The sequence below is a fragment of the Mesorhizobium qingshengii genome, assembly GCF_027563465.1.
Lineage (GTDB): Bacteria > Pseudomonadota > Alphaproteobacteria > Rhizobiales > Rhizobiaceae > Mesorhizobium > Mesorhizobium qingshengii_A.
Genome location: NZ_JAPFQA010000007.1, coordinates 299,053 through 322,249, shown reverse-complemented (window position 1 = coordinate 322,249; position 23,197 = coordinate 299,053). Strand labels below are relative to the sequence as shown.

The window sequence follows — 23,197 nt, the reverse complement described above, 5'->3', positions numbered from 1 at the left end:
CAATGCGGCCTTTCATCCGTGGTGCGGTGAAAGGCCGTCGCTTCGTGCCAGCGGTGTTTGTTGCCGTCAGCGCACCGGCGCCATCAGCGCGAAATGCGCGCCTTGCGGGTCCTGGCATTGCACGATCCAGCTGCCGCCGGGAACTTCCATTGGTCCCATCAGGATATTGCCGCCATTGTCGGTGACGCGTTTTGCGGCGGCGTCGATGGCCGGGACGTTGAAATAGAACTGCCAGACCGGCACCGGGATCTGTTCGGGCTTGTTCATGATGCCGCCGCCGGATTCCGGGCCGGCCGTAAAGGTCTGGTAGATGCCCATCGGCCCCATGTCGAAGTCACCCGCATTGGCCCAGCCGAACTGGTCGGAATAGAAGTCGAACGCGGCCTTCCAATCGCTGGTGTAAAGCTCGTGCCAGCCAATATGGCCAGGCGTGCTGGCCGGCACGACGGCCTGGTCGGGGCCGTTGGGCTGCAGGAACATGAAGGTCGCGCCTTGCGGATCGGCGACGACGGCAAAGCGGCCGACACCGGGGATGTCGTCGGGCTCGCGGTGGACAGCTCCGCCGGCAGCCTTCAGTGCCTTGGTCGAGGCATCGACATCCCTGGTGTGGATATAGCCGAGCCAGGCGGGCGGCATGCCCATCCTGGCGGCCTCCTCGGGCATCGTCATCAGGCCGCCAACGCCACGCTCGCCGACATTTATGACGATATAGCGCGGCATTCCGGGGGCCTTGTCGAAAGGCTGAGCCGTCCAGCCGACAACCTTGGTGTAGAACGCCTCGGCGGCGTCAATGTCTGATGTCATCAATTCGTACCAGAAGAAGGGCATCGGGGATTTTGGCATTGTCGGTCTCCTCACCTTTTATGCATCGATCGTCGTCCGATCGATCCTAGGACGATCTTCACGACGGAAATCCGACACCCGCCCGGACAATAGTGGTCGACCTGGAGCAAATGTTCCCAGGCTTGCGCGCGCCGTGGTTTTCGATTTCTCTGCGATAAAAACAAAGGGGATTGTCGTTTCATGCGCCGGATGTCGCTCACGCCCGAGCTTGTCGCACTGTGCCATCGGGAGGAGGCCGACCCCGGCCCGGACCCGAGCTGGACGGCTTTGGACGACGAGGATTTCCGGACCCTTGCCTCGCGGCTGTCCGATGAAGCCGACGCGGGGCCGCTATGGGTGTTCGCCTACGGGTCGCTGATCTGGAAGCCGGAATTCGAGTCGGTCGAGCAACAGCTCGCCACCGCCTTCGGCTGGCACCGCTCCTTCTGTCTCGACATGGTGCGTTGGCGCGGCAGCGCCGAGCAGCCGGGGCTGATGATGGCACTCGAACGGGGCGGACGCTGCAACGGCGTGATCTACCGCTTGCCGGAGGGCGAAAAACCGGCCCAGATCGAAAGGCTGCTGCGGCGCGAGATCAGCGACCACGAAAGCATCGACTCGGTCAGGTGGCTGCCGGTGCATGCGGGCCAGGGCGCGCTGCGAGCGCTTGGCTTCTGGGTCGGCGTCAAGGGCAGGGGAACGTCCCTGAGCCAGCCGCTGGAGCGGGTGGCCGGCGTGCTGGCCAGGGCCTGCGGGCATATCGGATCCGGCGCCGAATATCTCTACAACACGGTCAGTCATCTCGAAGCGTTCGGCATCCACGACCGCAATCTGTGGCGGCTGCAGGAACTGGTTGCCGACGAGGTCCGGGCCATTCATGGCCACGCGCTCGATTTCGGTCGCCCGCCGGCGCTGTAAAACCAACCGATCGAGCAATAACATGAGTAAATGTATCATGTTATTGCATAGTCTTTTCAGTACCTTGCGCCGAAAATTGACCAATTGATAAAAAAATAAAACGTGCTAGCCTTTCCCAAAACGAAAACATGGGGAACTGAGAATGCCAGAAGGCCAGTTCAGGGAAGGCATTGCAGGCGGCAGGCTCTCGGCCGACCAGTACGCGGACAATTTTTCCGACCTGCACCCGCCGCTCGATCACCACGAGGCGCTGGTCGAATCCGACCGCTGCTATTTCTGCTACGACGCGCCGTGCATGAATGCGTGCCCGACCTCGATCGACATTCCTCTGTTCATCCGCCAGATCTCGACGGGCAATCCGATCGGTTCGGCCAAGACGATCTTCGACCAGAACATCCTGGGCGGCATGTGCGCCCGGGTCTGCCCGACCGAGACTCTCTGCGAGGAGGTCTGTGTGCGCGAGGTGGCGGAGGGCAAGCCGGTGCAGATCGGCCGTCTGCAGCGCTACGCCACCGATATCGCCATGGCCGAGAACAAGCAGTTTTATCCGCGCGCCACGCCGACCGGCAAGACTGTGGCCGTGGTCGGCGCGGGGCCGGCCGGCCTTGCCGCCGCGCACAGGCTGGCCCGCCATGGCCATGACGTCACCATCCTGGAAGCGCGGCCAAAGGCCGGCGGCCTCAACGAATACGGCATCGCAGCCTACAAAAGCGTCGACAATTTCGCCCAGGCCGAAGTCGAATACGTGACCGCCATCGGCGGCATCGACATCCAGAACGGCAAGGCGCTCGGCCGCGACTACCAGCTGTCCGATCTGATCCGCAATTACGACGCGGTGTTTCTCGGCATGGGGCTTGGCGGCGTCAACGCGCTGCGCGCCGATGGCGAGGACGCCGACGGCGTCACCAATGCGGTGGAGTTCATTGCCGAACTGCGCCAGGCAAGCGATCTCGCCAGCCTGCCGGTTGGCCGCCGCGTCGTTGTCATCGGCGGCGGCATGACGGCGATCGACGCCGCCGTGCAGTCGAAACTGCTTGGCGCCGAGGAGGTGACGATCTGCTACCGGCGTGGCCAGGAGCACATGAACGCTTCCGAATTCGAACAGGATCTGGCCGCCGCCAACGGCGTCACCATCCGCCACTGGCTGCAGCCGAAGCGGGTCATTGCCGAAGGCGGCAAGGTGTCGGGCATCGAGCTCGAATACACCGCGCTCACCGGCGACAAGCTTGCCGGCACCGGCGAGACGCTGACGCTTACCGCCGACCAAGTGTTCAAGGCGATCGGCCAGAGCTTTGTGCCGGCTGCGCTCAACGGCAGCAGTGCGGCGATCGAGCTCGAAGCCGGCCGCATCAAGGTCGATGCGGAAGGTCGTACTTCGCTGGCCAATGTCTGGGCCGGCGGCGACTGCATCTTCGGGGGCGACGACCTCACCGTCTCGGCGGTGGCGCAAGGCCGTGACGCGGCGGAGAGCATGCACAGGAGCCTCATGCAGGGATAGGGATCATGGCCACGGTGGAACCGGGCATTGCCCGTCACTACGACATATCGGGCCTGGAGGAACGGATCCTCGCCGCGCTCGCCGATACTGGCGTGGACGTTGCCCATCTGCGCGCCGGCGATCTCGAAGCGGCTGACGAATTCCACATCGGCGGCGTGGCCGCCACCAAAGAACTCGTCGATCAGATGGACCTCAAGCCCGCGGCCAAGCTTCTCGACATCGGATCCGGCATCGGCGGTCCGGCCCGCTTCGTCGCGAACAGCGCCGGCGCCGAAGTCACCGGCATCGACCTGACGCAGAACTATGTCGATATCGCGACAAGCCTGTCGAAGCGAACCGGAATGGCCGGCAAGACGCGCTTCGTGCAGGGCAGCGCGCTGGACATGCCATTCGCAGACGACAGCTTCGATGCGGCTGTCATCCTGCATGTCGGCATGAACCTTCCCGACAAGCCGAGGCTGATGAGCGAGACTGCCCGCGTGCTCAAGCCGGGCGGCGTGTTTGCCGTCTACGACGTGATGCGCCTGAAGAGCGGAGCGCTATCCTATCCATTGCCCTGGGCATCCGATGAAACGATGTCCTTCGTCGCCACGCCCGAAGACTATCGCGCGGCTGCCGCCGCGGCGGGTTTCTCGGTGATCGCCGAGCGGCCACGTGGCGCTTTCGCCGTCGAATTCTTCGCCACGATGCGTGCCCGGATGGCCGCCGCGCAAGCGGAGGGCAGGAAGCCGCCGCCGGGCGTCGGCCTCGTCATGGGCGAGAACGCCCGCACCAAGATCGCCAACCTTACCGCCGCGCTTGAAGGCGGCATTCTCGCGCCCGTCGAATTGATCCTTCGTCTCGGCTGAAAGGGACCTGTCATGGCAGACATCCGCAACAATTTCGTCGGCATCAAGTCGCCAAATCCGTTCTGGCTGGCCTCGGCGCCGCCGACCGACAAGGCCTACAACGTCATCCGCGCCTTCAAGGCCGGCTGGGGCGGCGTGGTGTGGAAGACGCTGGGCGAGGAAGGCCCTCCGGTGGTCAATGTCAACGGCCCGCGCTACGGCGCGATCTGGGGCGCCGACCGCCGCCTTCTCGGCCTCAACAACATCGAGCTGATCACCGACCGCGACCTGCAGGTCAATCTTCGCGAGATCAAGCAGGTCAAGAAGGACTGGCCCGACCGCGCCATCGTTGTCTCGCTGATGGTGCCTTGCGTCGAGGAGGCCTGGAATGCGATCCTGCCGGTGGTCGAGGAGACGGAGGCCGACGGCATCGAGCTCAATTTCGGCTGCCCGCACGGCATGTCGGAACGCGGCATGGGCGCCGCCGTCGGCCAGGTGCCGGAATACATCGAAATGGTGGTGCGCTGGTGCAAGCAGAACACCCGCATGCCGGTCATCACCAAGCTGACGCCCAACATCACCGATGTGCGCAAGCCGGCGAGGGCTGCACTTGCCGGCGGCACCGACGCGGTGTCGCTGATCAACACCATCAATTCGATCACTGGCGTCGACCTCGACAGTTTCGCACCACAGCCGACCATCGACGGCAAGGGCTCGCATGGCGGCTATTGCGGCCCGGCGGTGAAGCCGATCGCCATGAACATGGTGGCCGAGATCGCGCGCGATCCCGAAACGCATGGGCTGCCGATCTCCGGCATCGGCGGCATCACCACCTGGCGTGACGCGGCCGAATTCATGGCGCTCGGCGCCGGCAATGTGCAGGTGTGCACGGCGGCGATGACCTACGGCTTCAAGATCGTGCAGGAGATGATCGCCGGCCTGGAAAACTGGATGGACGAGAAGGGCCATGCCTCGCTCGACGACATTGTCGGCCGCGCCACGCCAAACGTCACCGACTGGCAGTATCTCAACCTCAACTATGTCGCCAAGGCGCATATCGACCAGGACGCCTGCATCAAGTGCGGCCGCTGCCACATCGCCTGCGAGGACACCTCGCACCAGGCGATCACCAGCATGGTCGACGGCGTCAGGCACTTCGAGGTGATCGAGGCCGAATGCGTCGGCTGCAATCTGTGCGTCAATGTCTGCCCGGTCGAGAACTGCATCACCATGGAGCCGCTGGCGGCGGGCGTGATGGACCAGCGCACCGGCAAGCCGGTGTCGCCGATCTACGCCAACTGGACGACGCATCCGAACAACCCGATGGCCAAGGTGGCCGCGGAGTAGGGCTGCCTTCGCGGAATTTGGGTTCCTCTCCCCACGCAATGGGGAGCGGTGGCCCGGCGAAGCCGGGACGGAGAGGGGGCCTTCGGGACGACTGGGAGCCTGCACCAGGCTCCTGATCGCCTTTTATCTTGCCTGCGCTTCCTGTATCACCGGTTCCGACTTCGTAGAGGTCGTCCCCCTCTCCGTCCCGGCTTAGCCGGGCCACCTCTCCCCCGCTTCGCGGGGTGCGAGGAACCCAAACCCTGTGAGGCCATCGCGAACATGTGGATTTCCGCATTTCCCTATTGCGGATGAAAATTATCCACGATAAAAACTATCCATGAATTGGAGATCGACACCATGAAGCTGGGTGAGGGCGTTGAAGCGGCCATCCACTGCGCGGCCACGCTGGCAAGCGTCGACGGCAACAGCACCATGCCGGGCGCGGCGCTCGCCGAGGCCTTCGGCCTATCGCCGAGCTATCTGCTGAAGCATCTCAACATGCTGACCGCGTCGGGCATCCTGGAATCGGTCTCGGGACCGGCGGGCGGTTACCGGCTTGCACAACCGGCCGAGCGCATCACGCTGCTCGACATCGTGCTGGCGGTTGAAGGGCGCGAGCCGGCGTTTCGCTGCGGCGAAATCCGTCGCAACGGTCCGGTCAAGATCGACCCTTCAGCCTACGTCAAACCCTGCGGCATCAATGCCGCGATGCTGAAAGCCGAGCGCGCCTATCGCGCAGCGCTCGCCGAAACAAAGCTGTCCGACATCGTGGCGGATTACGCGGCGGAGGGCGATCCGAGGTCCTTCGCCGCCAGCTGCGCCTTCGTCGCGCGTCATCAACGGCCGCAGAAATCCAGTTCCACCCCACAAAATCCAAAGATGTGAAAGGACATCAAGATGAAACAGAGGATGCAATTTTTCGCCAAGGCGCCCGAGATCATGAAGGCGGTGTCGGCGCTCAACAAGGCGGTCGACGAATGCGGCCTGGAAGTGAGCCTGCTGCACCTGATTAAGCTCAGGGCTTCGCAGATCAATGGCTGCTCCTTTTGTGTCGAGATGCACAGCCGCGAGGCGCGGCGCGATGGCGAAAGCGAACAGCGGCTCTATCTCGTCGCGGCCTGGAAGGAATCGCCGCTGTTTTCCCCGCGTGAGCGCGCAGCCTTCGCTTGGACCGAAGCGGTGACCCTGATCGCCAACAATGGCGTGCCGGACGAACTCTATGCACGTACACTCGAGCATTTCTCGGAAGAGGAACTGGTCAAGCTGTCGGTGGCGCTCGGCATGATCAACACCTGGAACCGGCTGTGCATCCCGTTCCAGGCCATTCATCCGATGCCGGCCGCCAAGGCGGCCTGATTTTTCCATCGTCGTGGGAGCGCCGTCGAGGAGGCGGCGCTCCAACTGTTTTCAAAGGGAGCGTTTGATGCCCGCCGATTTGCCTTTGACCGTGTTGTTTCTTGGCCGCCTGTTGCTTGGCGGCGCCTTTGTTTTTGCCGGCCTGCGCAACATCCAGAACGCAGCCTTCCTGACGGGGCTTATGGCCGCTCGTGGTGTGCCGCAGGCGCGGCTGGCGCTGTGGGCAGGCATCGTCTTGCAGATCGTTGCCAGCGTGTTGGTGATGGCGGGTCTCTGGACCGCGATTGCCTGCGCGGTGCTGGTGCTGTTCCTGATCGTCGCGACGCCGATGTTCCACAATTTCTGGGACCATCAGGGTCTGGACCGTGCGTCCCGCATCAATGGCTTTGTCGGCAATGTCGCGCTGGGCGGAGGTTTCCTGACACTGATCGCGCAGTCGCTTTAGGGACAGTGGCGGGCCGGGCGCTGTTTGACTTCGGCACCGGACATTCTAACCTGTACCGGCGGCTTCTTTCCTAGAGGTGGCCCATGTCAGTCGTCTATCGACCTGCCCGCGCGCAAGATCTGGAACGGGCTGATGAGCTTGTCGTTGCCAGCATCAACGAGCTTACCGAGCGCCATGGCTTTGGACCCATGGCTGTTTCGCGCCCCACCAATTTCCAATCGTTTTCGCTGAAGGACGATGCCGGTGGTTTGTGGGTGGCGCAAGACGCCGACGAAATCCTTGGCTTTGCCTGGAGTTGGGTTTGCGGCGATCTGTGGTTTCTTGCCCAGCTGTTCGTATCCCCTGGTCGTCAGGGCAGCGGGATAGGCAATGAACTGCTGAAACGAACGCTCGACCATGCCCGGCAGTCCGGTGCTACCAGCAAGGCCTTGATCACCTTCAGTTTCAATACCGTATCGCAGGGTCTCTATATCCGGCACGGATTGTTCCCGCGATTTCCGATCTACAATCTTGGCGTCGCCAGGGATGTCCTGACAGGTCGATTGCGGTATGCGCCGCTTCGATGCCTGCCGCTCAAGGAAACAGCCTCGCATTTGCGCGATCTTGTCCGGATCGACCGCCGGGCCCTGCGCGTCTCTCGTGAGAAACATCACCGATATCTGATCAATGACGATGCAACGGCAGGTGTCGGTCTCTACGATGGGGGTGATTGCGTCGGCTACGCCTATATCGGTACCAACGGTCACATCGGACCGCTTGCCGTCATGGAACCTGACATTCTTGATGCGGCCTTCAGGACCGCACTGAGCCTTGCGGCGGAGACACAGTCTTCGTCGGTGTCGGCTTTCCTCCCTGGCACGGTGGACAGGGTTCTAAGCACCGCTGTCTACCATGGGATGCGCATCACACTCCCCATGGTCCTGATGTCAACGCGAGATCTGGGCGACTGGTCCCAGTATCTGCCCCGGAATCCCGGTTTCATGTGATTGCTGCCGTGCCGGCATTTGACCTGCCGCCTATGCCGCGAACCGCAGACCACCGTCACAGGTCAAGACCTGGCCGGTCATGAAGCCGTTGGAGACGAGGAAGGCTATCGCCGAGGCGACGTCCTCGGCGCGGCCGATGCGGCCGACCGGGGTCTTGCCGGCATAGTCGGCAAAGACCACCTGCCGCTGCTCGTCGGCCAGAAAGTCCCACCAAGGTGTGTCGATGACGCCCGGCGCCACGACGTTAACGCGCAGCGGCTTCAGCTCGACAGCCAGGATCGGCACCACGGTCAGCAACATGCCGTTGATGGCGCCTATGCCGGCGACGCCAGGCATGGCGACCTGGGCCGACACTGCCGATATGAAGGTCACGGATCCCGATTTGTTCAGCGTCGGCAAGGCGGCCTGCAGGCAGGACAGTTGCGGCCGCACCTTCTCGTCGACGCCGCTGCCGATGTCGGCAAGGTCGAGTGTCTCGAACGGACCGAGGCCCTTGCCGCCGCTCGCCGCCAGCACGAGGTGATCGAACGGACCGAGGCTGTCGAAGAACTGGCGGACCTCATCCGGCTTTGAAGCGTCGAATGCCGACTTCTCGGCGGCGCCGCCAAGGCTCTTCCACGCGGTGTTGAGCTTGTCCTGGTTGCGCCCGGTGATCGTCACCTTCATGCCTGGCCCAAGCAGCTTGCGCGCGGTCGCGAGGCCAATGCCGGAAGAACCGCCGATGATGACTGTGTGTTGGATTGTCTCGGTCATGAATGCTGTTCCTTGGATTTCGGGGAGGCCGGGCCGACGAGGTCGAGGCTCAAGGCTCGCAATTGCTGTCTTGCCCTGGCGTCGTAGGCCTGCGCGTCGGCGCGGGATTCGCGCAAGCCGTCGAAATAGAGGCCGCTGCGCCCTTCGAGGGTCGGGGAGGTCGCCAGATTGACGATGGCGTCGGCGCCAGTCTCGACCGAACTCCATGGCGTCACGCCGGCCTGCCGGACCATGGTGGTGTTCATGTAGCTGGCCGGATGCAGCGCGTTGACGGTGACGCCGCTGCCTTTCAGCTGCTCCGCCAGATCGACGGTGAACAGGATCTGCGCCAGCTTGCTCTGGCAGTAGGCGCGCACGCCGTCATAGGAACGGGTCAGCATGACGTCGCTGAAATCGATCGCCTGCTGTCCAGCCGAGGCGACGTTGACGACGCGCGCCGGTGTGCTTGCCTTCAGCAACGGCAGAAGCTCCGAGGTGAGCAGGAAGCCGGCGAGATAGTTGACGGCGAAGCGCAGTTCGTAGCCGTCGGCGCTGACCTGTCGTCTGGCGCCTTGGCCTGCCGTGCCGATGCCGGCATTGTTGATGAGGATGTCGAGCCGGTCGGTCCTGGCGCGCACGGCCTCGGCGAGGCGGCGAACCTCGGCCAGCGAGGCGAGGTCGGCGACCAGAAACTCGGCCTTGCCGCCGGCGGCTTCGATCTCGGCAACCGCTGCCTTGCCGCGCGCCGCATCGCGGCCGTGCACCAGGATACGGGCTCCGGCGGCACCCAGCCTTTGCGCCACGACGCGACCGACGCCGTCGGTCGAGCCGGTGATGAGGATTGTCTTGTCTTTCAGTTCCATGTTCGGAGCCTCCATTTCGTCGCTCCGAACCAAAGATGGGACAGCTGGCGCAGGCCAAACAGTTCAAACTTTATCCTGGTATCAATACTGCTATAATAAGCCCCATGGACTCCCGATCCCCCAATCAGTCCGCTGAAGACAGCCGCCGACGTGAGCTCGGCGCTTTCCTGCGTTCGCGCCGTGAAAGGCTGACGCCCTCGGCAACCGGCATCGCGACCGGCCTCAGGCGGCGCACGCCCGGGCTTCGGCGCGAGGAGGTGGCGATGATCGCCGGCGTCGGCACCACCTGGTACACCTGGCTGGAGCAGGGGCGGGACGTTAGGCCCTCCGTGGAAGTTCTGACGGCCCTCGGCGAGGCGTTGCGCCTCGACATCGCCGAAAAACAGCATCTGTTCATCCTCGCCGGCCGCCAGCAGCCGGAGCGTCGTGCCGTGGCGCCGGAAAAGGTCGACGGCCCCTTGCTGCACATGCTGCAAAGCCTGGTCCTGCAGCCGGCCTATGTGATCGGCCGGCGCTGGGATGTTCTGGCCTGGAACCCGGCGGCGGTGGCGGTGTTCGGCGATTATGGTCTGCTGGAGGGGGACGCCCGCAACATCGTCCACATGGTCTTCACCAGTCCGCATCACCGGCGCCTGCTGGTCGACTGGGAGCAGCTGGCGCGCACCGTGCTGGCCTCGTTCCGGGCCGCAAGCGCCAGATATGTCGGCGATCCGGATTTCGAGCGGCTGATCGAGTTGATGACGCGATCAAGCCCGGAGTTCCGCAGTTGGTGGCCGCAGCGCGACGTCGCGCGCCGATTGTCGGGGGTGAAGCATGTCAGGCATCCGATCGCTGGCGCGATGACGTTCGAGCATATGAGCTTTTCGATCGACGACGGCTCCGACATGAAGCTGATCGCCTATATGCCGCTTGCCGAGCAGAACTCGGTCGCCAAGCTGCAGACATTGCTGGATGCATTGCCGGCCGAGCGGCGCAGCGCGTGAGCCCCTCGGACGGGGTCAGCTTTTCGGCTTCAGCCCCTCGAGGAACAATTGCTCCAGGAAGCGGGCGGCGTCCTCGAAACGGCCGTCGCCGCCACGGTTCGGCCCAAGCACGGCGCGGACCTGGACGTCGAAATCGGCATAGTGCTGGGTCGTTGCCCAGATCGAGAAGATCAGGTGCCAGGGGTCGGTCCTGGCGATCTTGCCGGCGCGCATCCAGCCCTTGATGACGGCTGCCTTCTCGTCGACCAGCGTTTTCAGCTCGCCGGCCAGCAGCGGCATGATGCGCGGCGCCCCTTGCAGGATCTCATTGGCGAACAACCGGCTCTCGCGTGGAAAATCGCGTGCCATTTCCAGCTTGCGCCTGATGTAGCTGCGCAATTCGGTCAGGGGATCGCCAATGTCGTCCAGTTCGCGCAGCGGCGCCAGCCAGGTATCGAGCAGCCGCTGCATCAGCGCCTCGTGAATGTCCTCCTTGCGGCGGAAGTAGTAGAGCAGGTTCGGCTTCGACATGCCGGCGGCTTCGGCGATCTGGTCGATGGTCGAGCCGCGAAAGCCATGGGTGGAGAACACCTCGAGCGCGGCTTCGAGTATGAGTTCACGCTTTTCCTGCTGGATGCGGGTGCGGCGGGGGGCGTCCATGCTGGTGTTCACCGTTGCGAGCCCTCGCGTTGACGGTCATCTGGACCAATTCTCTGGACCAGTTTTTCCTTAGGCTGTGGAGCGCGCTTCCGATGCCGCATTTCCGCTAGTAATCCCTTGACCGCCGACAGGGCGGTGCTAACGTTTGTCCAATCGGTCAAAAATTTGCGTAGCATGAAAACGCAACCAAGACCAAGCGTTGGACGCACCGAAACAGTTACAAGGGGAAGTCTTGGTCATGTCCAACCGGCTGAAAGTCACGCCGAACGATCTCAGCGCATTCTGGATGCCGTTCACGGCAAACCGGCAGTTCAAGCAGGCGCCGCGCATGATGGTGTCCGCCAAGGACATGCACTACACGACGAGCGATGGCCGCAAGGTGCTGGACGGTACCGCTGGCCTGTGGTGCGTCAACGCCGGCCACTGCCGGCCCAAGATCACCGAGGCGATCCAGCATCAGGCCGCCGAGCTCGACTATGCGCCGGCCTTCCAGATGGGCCATCCGATCGTCTTCGAACTGGCCAACCGCCTGGTCGATCTCGCGCCGAAGGGCATGGACCACGTGTTCTTCACCAATTCCGGCTCGGAATCGGTCGAGACCGCGTTGAAGATGGCGATCGCCTATCATCGCGCCAGGGGCGAGGGCTCGCGCACCCGCCTGATCGGCCGTGAGCGCGGCTATCACGGCGTCAATTTCGGCGGCATCTCGGTGGGCGGCATCGTCACCAACCGCAAGATGTTCGGCACCTTGCTGGGCGGCGTCGATCACATGCCGCACACGCACCTGCCGGAGAAGAACGCGTTCACCAAGGGTGTGCCGGAACATGGCGCGGAACTGGCCAACGAGCTGGAGCGCATCGTCGCCCTGCATGACGCCTCGACCATCGCCGCCGTCATCGTCGAACCGGTCGCCGGCTCCACCGGCGTCATCTTGCCGCCCAAGGGTTACCTGCAGAAGCTGCGCGAAATCTGCACCAAGCATGGCATCCTGTTGATCTTCGATGAGGTCATCACCGGTTTTGGCCGCCTCGGTACGCCGTTCGCCGCCGACTATTTTGGCGTCACGCCCGACATCATGACCACCGCCAAGGGCGTCTCCAACGGCGTCATCCCGATGGGCGCGGTTTTCGTGAAGAAGGAAATCCACGACGCCTTCATGACCGGCCCCGAGCACATGATCGAGTTCTTCCACGGCTACACCTATTCGGGCAACCCGATCGCCTGCGCGGCCGCACTCGGCACGCTCGACACCTACAAGGAAGAGGGTCTGTTGACCCGTGGCGAGGAACTGGCGCCCTATTGGGAAGACGCGCTGCATTCGCTGAAGGGCGAGCCGAACGTCATCGATATCAGGAATATCGGCCTGATCGGCGCGATCGAGCTGGCGCCGATCGCCGGCCAGCCGACCAAGCGTGCCTTCTCGGCCTTCGTCAAGGCGTTCGAGCGCGGTGCGCTGATCCGCACCACCGGCGACATTATCGCGCTGTCGCCGCCGTTGATCATCACCAAGGGCCAGATCAACGAATTGATCGACCATGTGCGGGATGTTCTGCGCTCGATAGACTAGATCTGGCTTACCTGGACGGGTGGCGGCGGGAACCGCCGCCCGCCCAGGATATGAAATGGAAGGACCTTGAATGGCCGCGCCCGGCGAGAATCTGCGAATCAATTCAGACCGTTTGTGGGATTCGATAATGGAGATGGCGAAGATTGGCCCCGGCATTGCCGGCGGCAACAATCGCCAGACCGTGACCGACGAGGACGGCGAGGGCCGGCATCTGTTCAAGCGCTGGTGCGATGTGGCCGGGCTCGAAATGGGCGTCGACGAAATGGGCACCATGTTTGCCCGCCGCGAAGGCACCGACCCCAGCCTGCCACCTGTCTATGTCGGCAGCCATCTCGATACGCAGCCGACCGGCGGCAAGTATGACGGCGTGCTCGGCGTGCTCGGCGGGCTGGAAGTGGTGCGCTCGCTCAACGATCTCGGCATCAAGACCAAGCATCCGATCGTCGTCACCAACTGGACCAACGAGGAGGGCGCGCGCTTTGCGCCGGCGATGATGGCGTCCGGCGTGTTCGCCGGCGTGCTCGACCAGGCCGATGTCTACGAACATGTCGACAAGGACGGCAAGAAATTCGGCGAGGAACTGGAGCGCATTGGCTGGAAGGGCACCGAGAAGGTGGGCGCGCGCCAAATCCACGCCTTCTTCGAACTGCATATCGAGCAGGGGCCGATCCTCGAGGACGAAGGCATCGACATCGGCGTCGTCACCCATGGCCAGGGGCTGAAATGGCTGCAGGTGACGCTGACCGGCAAGGAGGCGCACACAGGTTCGACACCGATGCCCAAGCGCCGCAATGCCGGGCTTGGCATGGCGCGGGTGATCGAGCTGGTGCACGAGATCGCCATGGACTACCAGCCCGACGCCGTCGGCGCGGTTGGCCACATGGAGGTCTATCCGAACTCGCGCAACATCATCGCCGGCCGCACCGTCTTTACCATCGACATCCGCTCGCCAGAGAAGGAAGTGCTGGATGCGATGGATGGCCGCATCCGCGAAGGCATCGACACGATCTGCGAGGCGCTGGACATCCAGTACAAGATCGAGCAGGTCGGCCATTTCGATCCGGTGACCTTCGACAAGGGCTGCGTCAAGGCCATTCGCGATGCCGCCGAACGGCTCGGTTACACGCACCGCAACATCGTCTCCGGCGCCGGCCATGATGCCTGCTGGATCAGCCGCGTCGCGCCGACCGCGATGGTGATGTGCCCCTGCGTCGACGGCCTGTCTCACAACGAGGCCGAGGAGATCTCCAAGGAGTGGGCCTCGGCGGGTGCCGACGTGCTGTTCCACGCGGTGGTGGAGACAGCTGTCATCGTGGAGTGAGCCTAGAAATCTGCATTCCAAACGCCGCTCACAAAGAAGCGCGAAGAGAACAAGGGAACAAGAAAAATGACCAAAGTCATCAAGAACGGCACCATCGTCACCGCCGATCGCACCTGGAAGGCCGACGTGCTGTTCAGCCACGGCAAGATCGTCGCCATCGGTTCGGATCTGCACGGTGACCACGAGTTCGATGCCACTGGCTGTTACATCATGCCGGGCGGCATCGACCCGCACACCCATCTCGAAATGCCGTTCATGGGCACCTATTCGGCCGATGATTTCGAATCCGGCACGCGTGCGGCGCTTGCCGGCGGCACGACGATGGTCGTCGATTTCTGCCTGCCGGCGCCGCAGCAATCGCTGTTAGAGGCCTTGCAGATGTGGGACAACAAGACCTCGAAGGCGTCCTGTGACTACTCCTTCCACATGGCGATCACCTGGTGGGGCAAGCAGGTGTTCGACGAGATGGCCACCGTCGTCGACAAGGGCATCACCTCGTTCAAGCACTTCATGGCCTACAAGGGTGCGCTGATGGTCGACGACGACGAGATGTATGCGTCGTTCCAGCGCTGCGCCGACCTTGGCGCGCTTCCCTTGGTGCATGCCGAGAATGGCGACGTGGTCGCAGCCCTGTCGCAGAAACTGCTCGCCGCCGGCAACAACGGTCCGGAGGGGCACGCCTATTCGCGTCCGCCGGAGGTGGAAGGCGAGGCGACCAATCGCGCCATCATGATCGCCGACATGGCCGGCGTGCCGCTCTATGTCGTGCATGTTTCGTGCGAGCAGAGCCATGAGGCCATCCGCCGGGCGCGCCAGAAGGGCATGCGGGTGTTCGGCGAACCGCTGATCCAGCACCTGACGCTGGATGAGAGCGAATATTTCAACAAGGATTGGGACCATGCGGCGCGCCGCGTGATGAGCCCGCCCTTCCGCAACAAATTGCATCAGGATTCGCTGTGGGCGGGCCTGCAGGCGGGGTCGCTGCAAGTGGTGGCGACCGACCATTGCGCCTTCACCACCAGCCAGAAGCGCAACGGTGTCGGCGATTTCACCAAGATCCCCAACGGCACAGGCGGCCTGGAAGACCGTTTGCCGGTGCTGTGGACCACGGGCGTCAACACCGGCCGGCTGACGATGAACGAGTTCGTCGCGGTGACCTCGACCAACATCGCCAAGATCCTCAACATGTATCCGAAGAAGGGCGCCATCGTCGAAGGTGCCGATGCCGACATCATCGTCTGGGATCCGAAGCGCAAGAAGAAGATCTCGGCCAAGAAGCAGCAGTCGGTGATCGACTACAATGTCTTCGAAGGGTTCGAGGTCACCGGCCTGCCGCGCTTCGTCTTCTCGCGCGGCGAACTGTCGATCCAGGAAGCCGAGGTCAAGGCCAAGCCCGGTCATGGCGAATTCGTCGGCCGCGAACCCAATGCGGCGGTCAACCGGGCGCTGTCGACGTGGAAGGACATCACCGCGCCGCGCAAGGTGGAACGCACCGGCATTCCGGCGACCGGGGTTTGATGATGAGGCGCGCGGGGCTCTTATCAACAGCTCTTCTTGTCCTGGCCGCCGGCCATGCGTCGGCTGCCGGCATCGATCTGTCCAAGCCCTATGGCAACAAGTCCGGCTGCATCAACAAGAACGGCCAGCAGGTCTATGCCGAGGACATGCTGCTTCTGACCAGCGAGGCATTCGTCACGGTGGCGAGCGCTTGCACCTTCACCGAAAAGAAGGTCCAGGCCGACGGGTCGCTGGTGGTGAAGGCCAGTTGCCAGGCGGAGGGCGAGGAGGGTGAGACGCCCGGCCAGTTCACCATCAGGAAGAGCGCCAAGAACGCCAAGAGATTGGTGATCGCCGATGAGGACGGCAACGTCATGGGCGAAGTCTCTCGGTGCAAATGACGGCTCGAGCCTTTGCGTCGACCTCAGGCGACCAGCGCATCCAGTTCCGGCAGCAGGACGACGCTTTCCTGTTCGTTGGGATCGGTGCGGGCAATGACGGCCGAAGACGGGGCGTTGCTCAGATTGGCCGGCAAATGCGGGACGCCGGCAGGAATGTAGAAGAGGTCACCGGCCTTGACGACGATGTGGTGCTCGAGCCGGTCGCCATACCAGGTATGGACCTCGCCGGAGAGCACATAGATCGCCGTTTCATGGTTCTCGTGCAGATGCGCCTTGGCGCGGGCGCCGGGCGGCATGGTGAGCACGTGCATGCAGATGCCGGAGGAGCCGACCGATTCCGTGGCGATGCCGGCGAAATAGGTCAAACCCTGTTTGCCTTCATAAGTGCTTTCAGGGCGGATAAGATGACAAGTGGGTTTGGGCGACATCGGGGAACTCCGGGCGTCGATTCGAGTGGGACAAGACCAATGGGACTGGGCGAGTGGAAAACAACATCGCTATAAAAGCAATCGGAATCCGGACGGCGCCGCAGGGGCGGGAACGGGCAGGCGGCAGCCGATGACTGGAATTTCGCCAGCCGTCGTCGCGGCAAGCAGACTTGGCCTCACCTTCCAGACCAATGACGGGCCGGTACAGGCGCTGTCCAATGTCGATCTGACCATCGGCAAGGGTGAGTTCGTCTCCTTCATCGGGCCTTCGGGCTGCGGCAAGACCACCTTGCTGCGCGTCATCGCGGATCTGGAGAAGCCGACCTCGGGGACGATTTCGGTCAACGGCATGACACCCGAACAGGCGCGCGAGAAGCGCGCCTATGGCTATGTCTTCCAGGCCGCGGCCCTGTTTCCCTGGCGCACCATCGAACGCAATGTCGGGCTGCCGCTCGAGATCATGGGCCTGTCCAAGGCCGAGCGGGCGGAGCGCATCAAACGCACGCTCGACCTCGTGAACCTGTCCGGCTTCGAGAAGAAATATCCCTGGCAGCTGTCGGGCGGCATGCAGCAGCGCGCCTCGATCGCCCGCGCGCTGGCCTTCGACGCCGACCTCCTGCTGATGGACGAGCCGTTCGGCGCCTTGGACGAGATCGTGCGCGACCATCTCAACGAGCAATTGCTGGAACTGTGGGGACGAACGAACAAGACGATCTGCTTCGTTACCCACTCCATTCCCGAAGCCGTCTATCTCTCGACGCGGATCGTCGTCATGTCACCGCGGCCGGGCCGGGTCAGCGACATCATCGAATCGACGCTGCCGAAGGAGCGGCCGCTCGACATCCGCGAGACGCCGGAGTTCCTGGCGATCGCGGCGCGGGTGCGTGATGGCCTCAGGGCAGGGCACAGCTACGATGATTGAGGGATGGAAGGACGAAGTTCCTCCTCTCCCCAACGGGGAGAGGGTGGCCGGAGCGAAGCGGAGGTCGGGTGAGGGGGCGGCGCCGACAGATCCGACCAAAAGAAATGTCGGGGCAACCGCTCGCGCCCGAAAACTGGGGTTTGACGAGACCGAAGCTGAGTATCGGCTTTGGGGGGAACTGAGAGGACGTCATCTCAACGGCTACAAATTTGTGAGGCAAGTGCCGCTCGGATCTTTCATCGCGGATTTCGTTTGTCGCGAGAAGGGCCTGATTGTCGAACTTGATGGCAGTCAGCACACAGATTCTCCTACCGACCCTGCCAGGACAGCTTGGCTGAACGGACAAGGTTATTCGGTTCTCCAGTTCTGGAACCATGAGGTTTTGGCCGAACGTCGAGCGGTCCTGGATACGATGTTGGCTTGCCTCGACGGAAAGATTTCTACCCCCTCACCCGACCTCCGCTTCGCTCCGGCCACCCTCTCCCCGTTGGGGAGAGGAGGGCGCCTCGCCGGCGAGGCCTGCTGATGGACTCCTTCCGCGACAAGCTCATTCCCGTTACCTCGATTCTCGCTGGCGTGGTCGTCCTCTGGTACGTTTTCGCCGTCATTCTCAACACGCCGTTCCAACGCGATCTCGACCGTCGCGCCAATGAAACGCCTGCCTTGAGCGAATTCATCGGCAAGACGCTGTCGCAGCCGAAGCCGACGCTGCCGGCGCCTCACCAGGTGGCGGTGAACTTCTTCGAAAACACCTTCCTGCGCAGCGTCACCTCGAACCGCAGCCTCGTCTACAACGCCTGGGTGACGCTGTCGTCGACGCTGCTCGGCTTTGCTTTCGGCACGGCGCTGGGCATCATCATTGCAGTGGGCATCGTGCATGTTGCGACGCTCGACCGCAGCCTGATGCCGTGGATCATCGCCTCGCAGACCATTCCCATCCTGGCGGTGGCGCCGATGATCATCGTCGTGCTGGCGGCGATCGGCATCACCGGCCTGATCCCGAAAGCGATGATCTCGACCTATCTGTCGTTCTTCCCGGTGACGGTGGGCATGGTGAAGGGCCTGCGCTCGCCCGAGATCATGCATCTCGACCTGATGCATACCTACAATGCCAGCGGCGCGCAGACCTTCTGGAAGTTGCGCGTGCCGGCCTCGGTGCCATTCCTGTTCACCTCGATGAAGGTGGCGGTGGCGGCGAGCCTCGTCGGCGCCATTGTCGGCGAACTGCCGACCGGCGCGGTCGCCGGCATCGGCGCCAAGCTGCTGGCCGGCGCCTATTACAGCCAGTCCATCGACATCTGGTCGGCTCTGGTTGCAGGCTCGGTGGTGGCGGCACTTCTGGTCATGGTGGTCGGCATTGCCGGCCGCATCGTCGATCGCGCCATGGGCGGGAGGCCGGCATGAGCTGGTTGAAACCCTCCTGGCAAGCGGTGTTGGCAATCGTGCTGTGCGTGGCCGGACTAGCGCTTGGCGCGATCGCGGCGCCAAAGGTGGATCCGCTGGCGCAGCCCGCGGGGACGTTGATATATCCTTATGCGGCGACGAACTGGCTGATCTTCGGCGCACTGCTTCTCGCGGCCTTGATCTCGATGGCCAGAATACCGTCCGTCGTCGAAGCTGTCGTGCTTTTCATCGGCGCGCATCTGGTAGCCTGGCTGCTGATTGGTGGCATCACCGGCTTCGAAGGTCTGGCGCGGGCACCGTATTTCCTGCTGCTTACGGCTGCCTGGCTGCTTGGCTGGCGCTGCGTGGCCGTGCTGTCGGGGCTTCGGCCGATGGCGAGCTGGGCCCGGAGCGCGCTGCGCCTGGTCATCCCGACCATCTTCGGCGCCTGGATCCTGATCCTCTGGGAAGCGATGACGCGCGGCGCTGGCATCCCCTTCATCCTGTTGCCGCCGCCAAGCGCCATCGGCGCGCGCATCGCCAGTTCGCTGCCGGTGCTCGGCGCCGATGTCCGGCAGACCATCTTCAAGGCTGTGATCTTCGGCTACATCGTCGGCAGCGGCGCCGGCTTCATCACAGCCGTGCTCGCCGACCGCGTGCCGTTCCTGCGGCGGGGGCTTTTGCCGATCGGCAACATGGTCTCGGCGCTGCCGATCATCGGCGTGGCGCCCATCATGGTCATGTGGTTCGGCTTCGACTGGCAGTCCAAGGCGGCGGTGGTCATCATCATGACCTTCTTCCCGATGCTGGTGAACACGGTCGCCGGGCTTGCCGCTTCCGGCCATATGGAGCGCGACCTGATGCGCACCTATGCGTCGGGCTACTGGCAGACGCTGCTGAAGCTCAGGCTGCCGGCCGCCGCCCCTTTCATCTTCAACGCGCTGAAGATCAACTCGACGCTGGCGCTGATCGGCGCCATCGTCGCCGAGTTCTTCGGCACGCCTGTCGTCGGCATGGGCTTCCGCATCTCGACCGAGGTCGGGCGGATGAACATCGACATGGTCTGGGCCGAAATCGCAGTTGCAGCACTTGCGGGTTCGGTCTTTTATGGCGTGGTCGCTCTCGTCGAAAGAGCCGTCACGTTTTGGCATCCCTCTGTCCGTGGTGGATAGGGGCGGTGGGTTTAAGGGTGCTAACTTCAGAGGGTAAAAACATGAAAAGACTTGTTATTCCTGTTCTGGCCGGCGCGATGTCGCTTGCCGCGTTCCAGGCGATGGCCGCCGACAAGGTGACGTTGCAGCTGAAATGGGTCACGCAGGCCCAGTTTGCCGGCTACTACGTCGCCAAGGCCAAGGGTTTCTATGAGGCCGAGGGTCTCGACGTCGACATCAAGCCGGGCGGCCCCGATATCGCGCCCGAGCAGGTGATCGCCGGCGGCGGCGCCGATGTCATCGTCGACTGGATGGGCGGCGCGCTGGCCGCGCGCGAAAAGGGCGTGCCGCTGGTCAACATCGCCCAGCCGTTCAAGAAGGCCGGCATGGAGCTGGTCTGCCCGAAGGACGGCCCGATCAAGACCGAAGCCGACTTCAAGGGCCACACACTCGGTGTCTGGTTCTTCGGCAACGAATATCCGTTCTACGCCTGGATGAACAAGCTTGGCCTCAAGACCGATGGCGGCCCGGATGGCGTCACCGTTCTCAAGCAGAGCTTCGACGTGCAGCCGCTGATCCAGAAGCAGGCGGATTGCATCTCGGTCATGACCTACAACGAGTACTGGCAGCTGATCGATGCCGGCTACAAGCCGGAACAGCTGACCGTGTTCAACTATTCGGCGATGGGCAACGACCTGCTCGAGGACGGGCTCTATGCGTCGGAAGACAAGCTCAAGGATCCGGCCTTCGAGGACAAGATGGTGCGTTTCGTACGTGCCTCGATGAAGGGCTGGAAATACGCCATCGACAACAATGACGAGGCAGCAGGCATCGTCATGGACGGTGGCGGCCAGGACGAGAACCATCAGAAGCGCATGATGAGCGAAGTCGCCAAGCTGATCGACAATGCCGACGGCAAGCTCGACCCGGTGACCTACGAGCGCACCGCCAAGGCGTTGCTCGACCAGAAGATCATCACCAAGGAGCCGAAGGGCGCTTATACCACCGCCATCACCGACAAGGCAGTCAAGTAAGCCTGACAGGCAACATCTCGATCTTGAGAACGGCGCCTCTGGCCAAGTGTCAGAGGCGCCGTTCCTTTATGGTGTTCATGACGAAGCTGGTTTCGATCGAGGCGACGCATTTCAGGCGCGCGATCTTTTCCTTGATGAAGCGCTCGTATTGTTCGAGGCTGCCTGTCACCACTTTCAGCACATAGTCGCGCGAACCGGTGACGAGGTGGCATTCCAGCACTTCTTCCCAGCCGCGGATCGCGTCCTCGAACATGACGATCTCGTCCTCGTTCTGGCGACCGAGCCGGATGGTGGCGATGGCGACCATGCTCCAGCCGAAGGCGGCCGGATCGACCAGCGTGGTGTAGCCCCTGATCACGCCCGTCTCCTCCAGCCGCCGCACGCGCCTCAGGCAGGGCGACGGCGACAGGCCGATGCGCTCGGCAAGCTCGTTGTTGGTGATGCGGGCGTCGGCCTGCAGTTCACGCAGGATCTTGCGGTCGAAATCGTCGGCTATCTTCTGCTGCACTTTCGGTCTCTCCAGGCAATTTGTTGCGAGAATGCAGCCATGCGAGCCCAAGAATAGCAAGGACTGGCTGATCGGGATCGCATAAATTGCCACGCGACACTCCTCGAAAGGCAGGAAAACCATGACCGCGCCACGCCCGTCGAAAACCCATATCGGCAACCACAAGCTCCATCCGGAGACGCTGATGCTGAGCTATGGCTTCGATCCGCAGCTTTCGGAGGGCGCGGTCAAGCCGCCGGTGTTCCTGACCTCGACCTTCGTGTTCAAATCGGCCGAAGAGGGACGCGACTTCTTCGACTACACGTCCGGCCGCAAGGAGCCTCCAACTGGCACCGCCTCCGGTCTGGTCTATTCGCGCTTCAACCATCCCAACAGCGAGATCGTCGAGGACCGGCTGGCGATCTACGAGGGGACGGATGCCTGCATCCTGTTTTCATCCGGCATGTCGGCGATCGCGACGACGCTGCTCGCCTATGCTCGCCCGGGCGACGTCATCCTGCATTCGCAGCCGCTTTATGGCGGCACCGAGACGCTTTTGACGCGCACGCTTTCCGGCTTCGGCATCGGCGCTGCCGGCTTCGCGGACGGTGTCGATGAGACGGCGGTGCGCGCGGCCGCCGACGCCGCCATCGCGAAGGGCCGCGTTTCGGTCATCCTGATCGAGACGCCGTCAAATCCGACCAACAGCCTGGTCGATATCGCGCTGATGCGCAGGATCGCCGACGAGATCGGCGCGGGCCAAGGTTCGACGCCGATTGTCGTCTGCGACAACACGCTGCTCGGCCCGGTATTCCAGCGGCCCATCGAGCACGGCGCCGATGTCTCCGTCTATTCGCTGACCAAATATGTCGGCGGTCATTCCGACCTGATCGCCGGCGCCGCCATGGGAAGCAAGGCGGTCACCAAGCCGATCAAGGCGCTGCGCGGCGCGATCGGGACGCAACTCGACCCGCATTCCTGCTGGATGCTCGGCCGCTCGCTGGAGACGTTGTCGATCCGCATGGAGCGGGCCAACGACAATGCGCGCCTCGTCGCCGAATTCCTGCGCGATCATGCCAAGGTCGAGAAGGTGCATTATCTGCCGTTCCTGGGCGCGGATACACCGGCGGGTCGCGTTTACCGGATGCAATGCAGCGGCGCCGGCTCGACATTCTCTTTCGATATCAGGGGCGGGCAGAAGGCGGCTTTCGCCTTTCTCAACGGATTGCAGATCTTCAAGCTGGCGGTGAGCCTCGGCGGAACGGAATCGCTGGCCAGTCACCCGGCGGCCATGACCCATTCGGGCATTCCCTTCGACGTGCGCCAGCGCATCGGCGTGCTTGAGACCACGGTCAGGCTGTCCATCGGCGTCGAACACCCCGACGACCTGATCGCTGATCTCACGCAGGCGCTGGCCGCCGTCTGACCACGGCCTTTCGCTAGTCAAGTCGAGGCGTTGATGGATGATCTCGGGAGAGGCGGGCGACCGTCTCTTTATTCCATTGGTCATCACATATGCGTGCGCCCACGGATACTTTTGGCCAGCCGCCCGTTGTGCTGATACATCCTTGCGGCTGGGGGGCCGCAAGGGTGTCACATCCAACGGAG

At 63.2% G+C, this 23,197-nt stretch carries 25 protein-coding genes; 19 read left to right on the top strand and 6 right to left on the bottom strand.

The annotated features are described in order from the left end of the window. Positions 1 to 66 precede the first annotated feature (66 nt). Positions 67 to 843 (bottom strand): VOC family protein, encoded by a 777-nt coding sequence (locus OOJ09_RS18445; protein WP_269906543.1) that lies wholly within the window; start codon positions 841 to 843, stop codon positions 67 to 69. 180 nt (positions 844 to 1,023) lie between these two features. On the opposite strand from OOJ09_RS18445, the gene OOJ09_RS18440 reads away from it, so the two are divergent. The 8 genes from OOJ09_RS18440 (at position 1,024) to OOJ09_RS18405 (ending at position 8,181) form a co-directional block, all read left to right on the top strand. Then, complete coding sequence (locus tag OOJ09_RS18440) at positions 1,024 to 1,740, top strand: gamma-glutamylcyclotransferase (RefSeq protein ID WP_269906542.1); 717 nt, start codon at positions 1,024 to 1,026, stop codon at positions 1,738 to 1,740. A gap of 142 nt (positions 1,741 to 1,882) precedes the next feature. Beyond that, the gene (locus OOJ09_RS18435) at positions 1,883 to 3,238 is read left to right on the top strand and encodes an NAD(P)-dependent oxidoreductase (RefSeq protein WP_269906541.1); all 1,356 of its coding nucleotides are present in this window, start codon (positions 1,883 to 1,885) and stop codon (positions 3,236 to 3,238) included. A gap of 5 nt (positions 3,239 to 3,243) precedes the next feature. Next, positions 3,244 to 4,086, top strand: a complete 843-nt coding sequence (locus OOJ09_RS18430; protein WP_269906540.1) for a class I SAM-dependent methyltransferase — start codon at positions 3,244 to 3,246, stop codon at positions 4,084 to 4,086. A 12-nt stretch (positions 4,087 to 4,098) separates the two neighbouring features. Beyond that, positions 4,099 to 5,412, top strand: coding sequence for an NAD-dependent dihydropyrimidine dehydrogenase subunit PreA (preA, locus tag OOJ09_RS18425; RefSeq protein ID WP_269906539.1), 1,314 nt, complete (start codon positions 4,099 to 4,101; stop codon positions 5,410 to 5,412). 339 nt (positions 5,413 to 5,751) lie between these two features. Beyond that, positions 5,752 to 6,279 carry an RrF2 family transcriptional regulator gene (locus OOJ09_RS18420; RefSeq protein WP_269906538.1) on the top strand — a complete coding sequence of 176 codons (528 nt, stop codon included), beginning with the start codon at positions 5,752 to 5,754 and terminating at the stop codon, positions 6,277 to 6,279. Between the two features lie 12 nt (positions 6,280 to 6,291). Then, a complete protein-coding gene (locus OOJ09_RS18415) occupies positions 6,292 to 6,750 on the top strand; it encodes a carboxymuconolactone decarboxylase family protein (RefSeq protein WP_269906537.1) in 459 nt (152 codons plus the stop codon). A gap of 67 nt (positions 6,751 to 6,817) precedes the next feature. Then, the gene (locus tag OOJ09_RS18410; RefSeq protein ID WP_269906536.1) at positions 6,818 to 7,195 is read left to right on the top strand and encodes a DoxX family protein; all 378 of its coding nucleotides are present in this window, start codon (positions 6,818 to 6,820) and stop codon (positions 7,193 to 7,195) included. An 83-nt stretch (positions 7,196 to 7,278) separates the two neighbouring features. After that, positions 7,279 to 8,181 carry a GNAT family N-acetyltransferase gene (locus tag OOJ09_RS18405; RefSeq protein WP_269906535.1) on the top strand — a complete coding sequence of 301 codons (903 nt, stop codon included), beginning with the start codon at positions 7,279 to 7,281 and terminating at the stop codon, positions 8,179 to 8,181. A gap of 30 nt (positions 8,182 to 8,211) precedes the next feature. On the opposite strand, the gene OOJ09_RS18400 is transcribed toward OOJ09_RS18405, so the two are convergent. Then, complete coding sequence (locus tag OOJ09_RS18400) at positions 8,212 to 8,934, bottom strand: SDR family oxidoreductase (protein WP_269906534.1); 723 nt, start codon at positions 8,932 to 8,934, stop codon at positions 8,212 to 8,214. Further along, entirely contained in the window at positions 8,931 to 9,776 is an 846-nt protein-coding gene (locus OOJ09_RS18395; protein WP_269906533.1) for an SDR family oxidoreductase, read from the bottom strand. Before OOJ09_RS18395 ends, OOJ09_RS18400 begins: the two co-directional genes overlap by 4 nt. A gap of 104 nt (positions 9,777 to 9,880) precedes the next feature. Here OOJ09_RS18395 and OOJ09_RS18390 point away from each other — a divergent pair, with 104 nt between their 5' ends. Beyond that, positions 9,881 to 10,759 carry a helix-turn-helix transcriptional regulator gene (locus OOJ09_RS18390; protein ID WP_269906532.1) on the top strand — a complete coding sequence of 293 codons (879 nt, stop codon included), beginning with the start codon at positions 9,881 to 9,883 and terminating at the stop codon, positions 10,757 to 10,759. Positions 10,760 to 10,774: 15 nt separating this feature from the next. Here the strand turns inward: OOJ09_RS18390 and OOJ09_RS18385 are convergent, their stop codons facing one another. After that, a complete protein-coding gene (locus tag OOJ09_RS18385; RefSeq protein WP_091580580.1) occupies positions 10,775 to 11,398 on the bottom strand; it encodes a TetR family transcriptional regulator C-terminal domain-containing protein in 624 nt (207 codons plus the stop codon). A gap of 238 nt (positions 11,399 to 11,636) precedes the next feature. Between OOJ09_RS18385 and OOJ09_RS18380 the strand changes: the two genes are divergently transcribed. The 4 genes from OOJ09_RS18380 to OOJ09_RS18365 all read left to right on the top strand — a co-directional run bounded on the left by OOJ09_RS18380 (position 11,637) and on the right by OOJ09_RS18365 (position 16,184). Further along, positions 11,637 to 12,965: an aspartate aminotransferase family protein gene (locus tag OOJ09_RS18380; protein WP_256751060.1), complete on the top strand. Its 1,329-nt coding sequence runs from the start codon at positions 11,637 to 11,639 to the stop codon at positions 12,963 to 12,965. A gap of 70 nt (positions 12,966 to 13,035) precedes the next feature. Continuing rightward, a complete protein-coding gene (locus tag OOJ09_RS18375; RefSeq protein WP_269906531.1) occupies positions 13,036 to 14,286 on the top strand; it encodes a Zn-dependent hydrolase in 1,251 nt (416 codons plus the stop codon). A gap of 66 nt (positions 14,287 to 14,352) precedes the next feature. Then, positions 14,353 to 15,804 (top strand): dihydropyrimidinase, encoded by a 1,452-nt coding sequence (hydA, locus tag OOJ09_RS18370; RefSeq protein ID WP_269906530.1) that lies wholly within the window; start codon positions 14,353 to 14,355, stop codon positions 15,802 to 15,804. Beyond that, positions 15,804 to 16,184 carry a hypothetical protein gene (locus tag OOJ09_RS18365; protein ID WP_269906529.1) on the top strand — a complete coding sequence of 127 codons (381 nt, stop codon included), beginning with the start codon at positions 15,804 to 15,806 and terminating at the stop codon, positions 16,182 to 16,184. Before hydA ends, OOJ09_RS18365 begins: the two co-directional genes overlap by 1 nt. A gap of 23 nt (positions 16,185 to 16,207) precedes the next feature. Here the strand turns inward: OOJ09_RS18365 and OOJ09_RS18360 are convergent, their stop codons facing one another. Further along, a complete protein-coding gene (locus OOJ09_RS18360) occupies positions 16,208 to 16,612 on the bottom strand; it encodes a cupin domain-containing protein (protein WP_015317160.1) in 405 nt (134 codons plus the stop codon). Between the two features lie 130 nt (positions 16,613 to 16,742). Here OOJ09_RS18360 and OOJ09_RS18355 point away from each other — a divergent pair, with 130 nt between their 5' ends. The 5 genes from OOJ09_RS18355 to OOJ09_RS18335 are packed head-to-tail and all read left to right on the top strand — an operon-like array spanning position 16,743 to position 21,102. Next, positions 16,743 to 17,534, top strand: coding sequence for an ABC transporter ATP-binding protein (locus OOJ09_RS18355; protein ID WP_269906528.1), 792 nt, complete (start codon positions 16,743 to 16,745; stop codon positions 17,532 to 17,534). Further along, on the top strand, positions 17,500 to 18,060 hold the full coding sequence (locus OOJ09_RS18350; protein ID WP_333474474.1) for an endonuclease domain-containing protein: 561 nt from the start codon (positions 17,500 to 17,502) through the stop codon (positions 18,058 to 18,060). The genes OOJ09_RS18355 and OOJ09_RS18350 overlap by 35 nt, the downstream gene beginning before the upstream one ends. Then, positions 18,060 to 18,938, top strand: a complete 879-nt coding sequence (locus OOJ09_RS18345; protein ID WP_269906526.1) for an ABC transporter permease — start codon at positions 18,060 to 18,062, stop codon at positions 18,936 to 18,938. The genes OOJ09_RS18350 and OOJ09_RS18345 overlap by 1 nt, the downstream gene beginning before the upstream one ends. Beyond that, complete coding sequence (locus OOJ09_RS18340; RefSeq protein WP_269906525.1) at positions 18,935 to 20,089, top strand: ABC transporter permease; 1,155 nt, start codon at positions 18,935 to 18,937, stop codon at positions 20,087 to 20,089. Before OOJ09_RS18345 ends, OOJ09_RS18340 begins: the two co-directional genes overlap by 4 nt. 41 nt (positions 20,090 to 20,130) lie before the next feature. Beyond that, positions 20,131 to 21,102 (top strand): ABC transporter substrate-binding protein, encoded by a 972-nt coding sequence (locus OOJ09_RS18335; protein WP_269906524.1) that lies wholly within the window; start codon positions 20,131 to 20,133, stop codon positions 21,100 to 21,102. Between the two features lie 49 nt (positions 21,103 to 21,151). Here OOJ09_RS18335 and OOJ09_RS18330 read toward each other — a convergent pair whose 3' ends face one another. After that, positions 21,152 to 21,610, bottom strand: a complete 459-nt coding sequence (locus tag OOJ09_RS18330; RefSeq protein WP_256751313.1) for an Lrp/AsnC family transcriptional regulator — start codon at positions 21,608 to 21,610, stop codon at positions 21,152 to 21,154. Positions 21,611 to 21,731: 121 nt separating this feature from the next. Here OOJ09_RS18330 and OOJ09_RS18325 point away from each other — a divergent pair, with 121 nt between their 5' ends. After that, positions 21,732 to 23,015 (top strand): cystathionine gamma-synthase family protein, encoded by a 1,284-nt coding sequence (locus OOJ09_RS18325; RefSeq protein ID WP_269906523.1) that lies wholly within the window; start codon positions 21,732 to 21,734, stop codon positions 23,013 to 23,015. Positions 23,016 to 23,197 lie beyond the last annotated feature (182 nt).

Coding starts and splice junctions, on each gene's coding strand:
- OOJ09_RS18445 (WP_269906543.1), bottom strand. CDS start 843: ATGCCAAAATCCCCGATGCCCTTCTTCTGGTACGAATTGATGACATCA.
- OOJ09_RS18440 (WP_269906542.1), top strand. CDS start 1,024: ATGCGCCGGATGTCGCTCACGCCCGAGCTTGTCGCACTGTGCCATCGG.
- OOJ09_RS18435 (WP_269906541.1), top strand. CDS start 1,883: ATGCCAGAAGGCCAGTTCAGGGAAGGCATTGCAGGCGGCAGGCTCTCG.
- OOJ09_RS18430 (WP_269906540.1), top strand. CDS start 3,244: ATGGCCACGGTGGAACCGGGCATTGCCCGTCACTACGACATATCGGGC.
- preA (WP_269906539.1), top strand. CDS start 4,099: ATGGCAGACATCCGCAACAATTTCGTCGGCATCAAGTCGCCAAATCCG.
- OOJ09_RS18420 (WP_269906538.1), top strand. CDS start 5,752: ATGAAGCTGGGTGAGGGCGTTGAAGCGGCCATCCACTGCGCGGCCACG.
- OOJ09_RS18415 (WP_269906537.1), top strand. CDS start 6,292: ATGAAACAGAGGATGCAATTTTTCGCCAAGGCGCCCGAGATCATGAAG.
- OOJ09_RS18410 (WP_269906536.1), top strand. CDS start 6,818: ATGCCCGCCGATTTGCCTTTGACCGTGTTGTTTCTTGGCCGCCTGTTG.
- OOJ09_RS18405 (WP_269906535.1), top strand. CDS start 7,279: ATGTCAGTCGTCTATCGACCTGCCCGCGCGCAAGATCTGGAACGGGCT.
- OOJ09_RS18400 (WP_269906534.1), bottom strand. CDS start 8,934: ATGACCGAGACAATCCAACACACAGTCATCATCGGCGGTTCTTCCGGC.
- OOJ09_RS18395 (WP_269906533.1), bottom strand. CDS start 9,776: ATGGAACTGAAAGACAAGACAATCCTCATCACCGGCTCGACCGACGGC.
- OOJ09_RS18390 (WP_269906532.1), top strand. CDS start 9,881: ATGGACTCCCGATCCCCCAATCAGTCCGCTGAAGACAGCCGCCGACGT.
- OOJ09_RS18385 (WP_091580580.1), bottom strand. CDS start 11,398: ATGGACGCCCCCCGCCGCACCCGCATCCAGCAGGAAAAGCGTGAACTC.
- OOJ09_RS18380 (WP_256751060.1), top strand. CDS start 11,637: ATGTCCAACCGGCTGAAAGTCACGCCGAACGATCTCAGCGCATTCTGG.
- OOJ09_RS18375 (WP_269906531.1), top strand. CDS start 13,036: ATGGCCGCGCCCGGCGAGAATCTGCGAATCAATTCAGACCGTTTGTGG.
- hydA (WP_269906530.1), top strand. CDS start 14,353: ATGACCAAAGTCATCAAGAACGGCACCATCGTCACCGCCGATCGCACC.
- OOJ09_RS18365 (WP_269906529.1), top strand. CDS start 15,804: ATGATGAGGCGCGCGGGGCTCTTATCAACAGCTCTTCTTGTCCTGGCC.
- OOJ09_RS18360 (WP_015317160.1), bottom strand. CDS start 16,612: ATGTCGCCCAAACCCACTTGTCATCTTATCCGCCCTGAAAGCACTTAT.
- OOJ09_RS18355 (WP_269906528.1), top strand. CDS start 16,743: ATGACTGGAATTTCGCCAGCCGTCGTCGCGGCAAGCAGACTTGGCCTC.
- OOJ09_RS18350 (WP_333474474.1), top strand. CDS start 17,500: ATGGCCTCAGGGCAGGGCACAGCTACGATGATTGAGGGATGGAAGGAC.
- OOJ09_RS18345 (WP_269906526.1), top strand. CDS start 18,060: ATGGACTCCTTCCGCGACAAGCTCATTCCCGTTACCTCGATTCTCGCT.
- OOJ09_RS18340 (WP_269906525.1), top strand. CDS start 18,935: ATGAGCTGGTTGAAACCCTCCTGGCAAGCGGTGTTGGCAATCGTGCTG.
- OOJ09_RS18335 (WP_269906524.1), top strand. CDS start 20,131: ATGAAAAGACTTGTTATTCCTGTTCTGGCCGGCGCGATGTCGCTTGCC.
- OOJ09_RS18325 (WP_269906523.1), top strand. CDS start 21,732: ATGACCGCGCCACGCCCGTCGAAAACCCATATCGGCAACCACAAGCTC.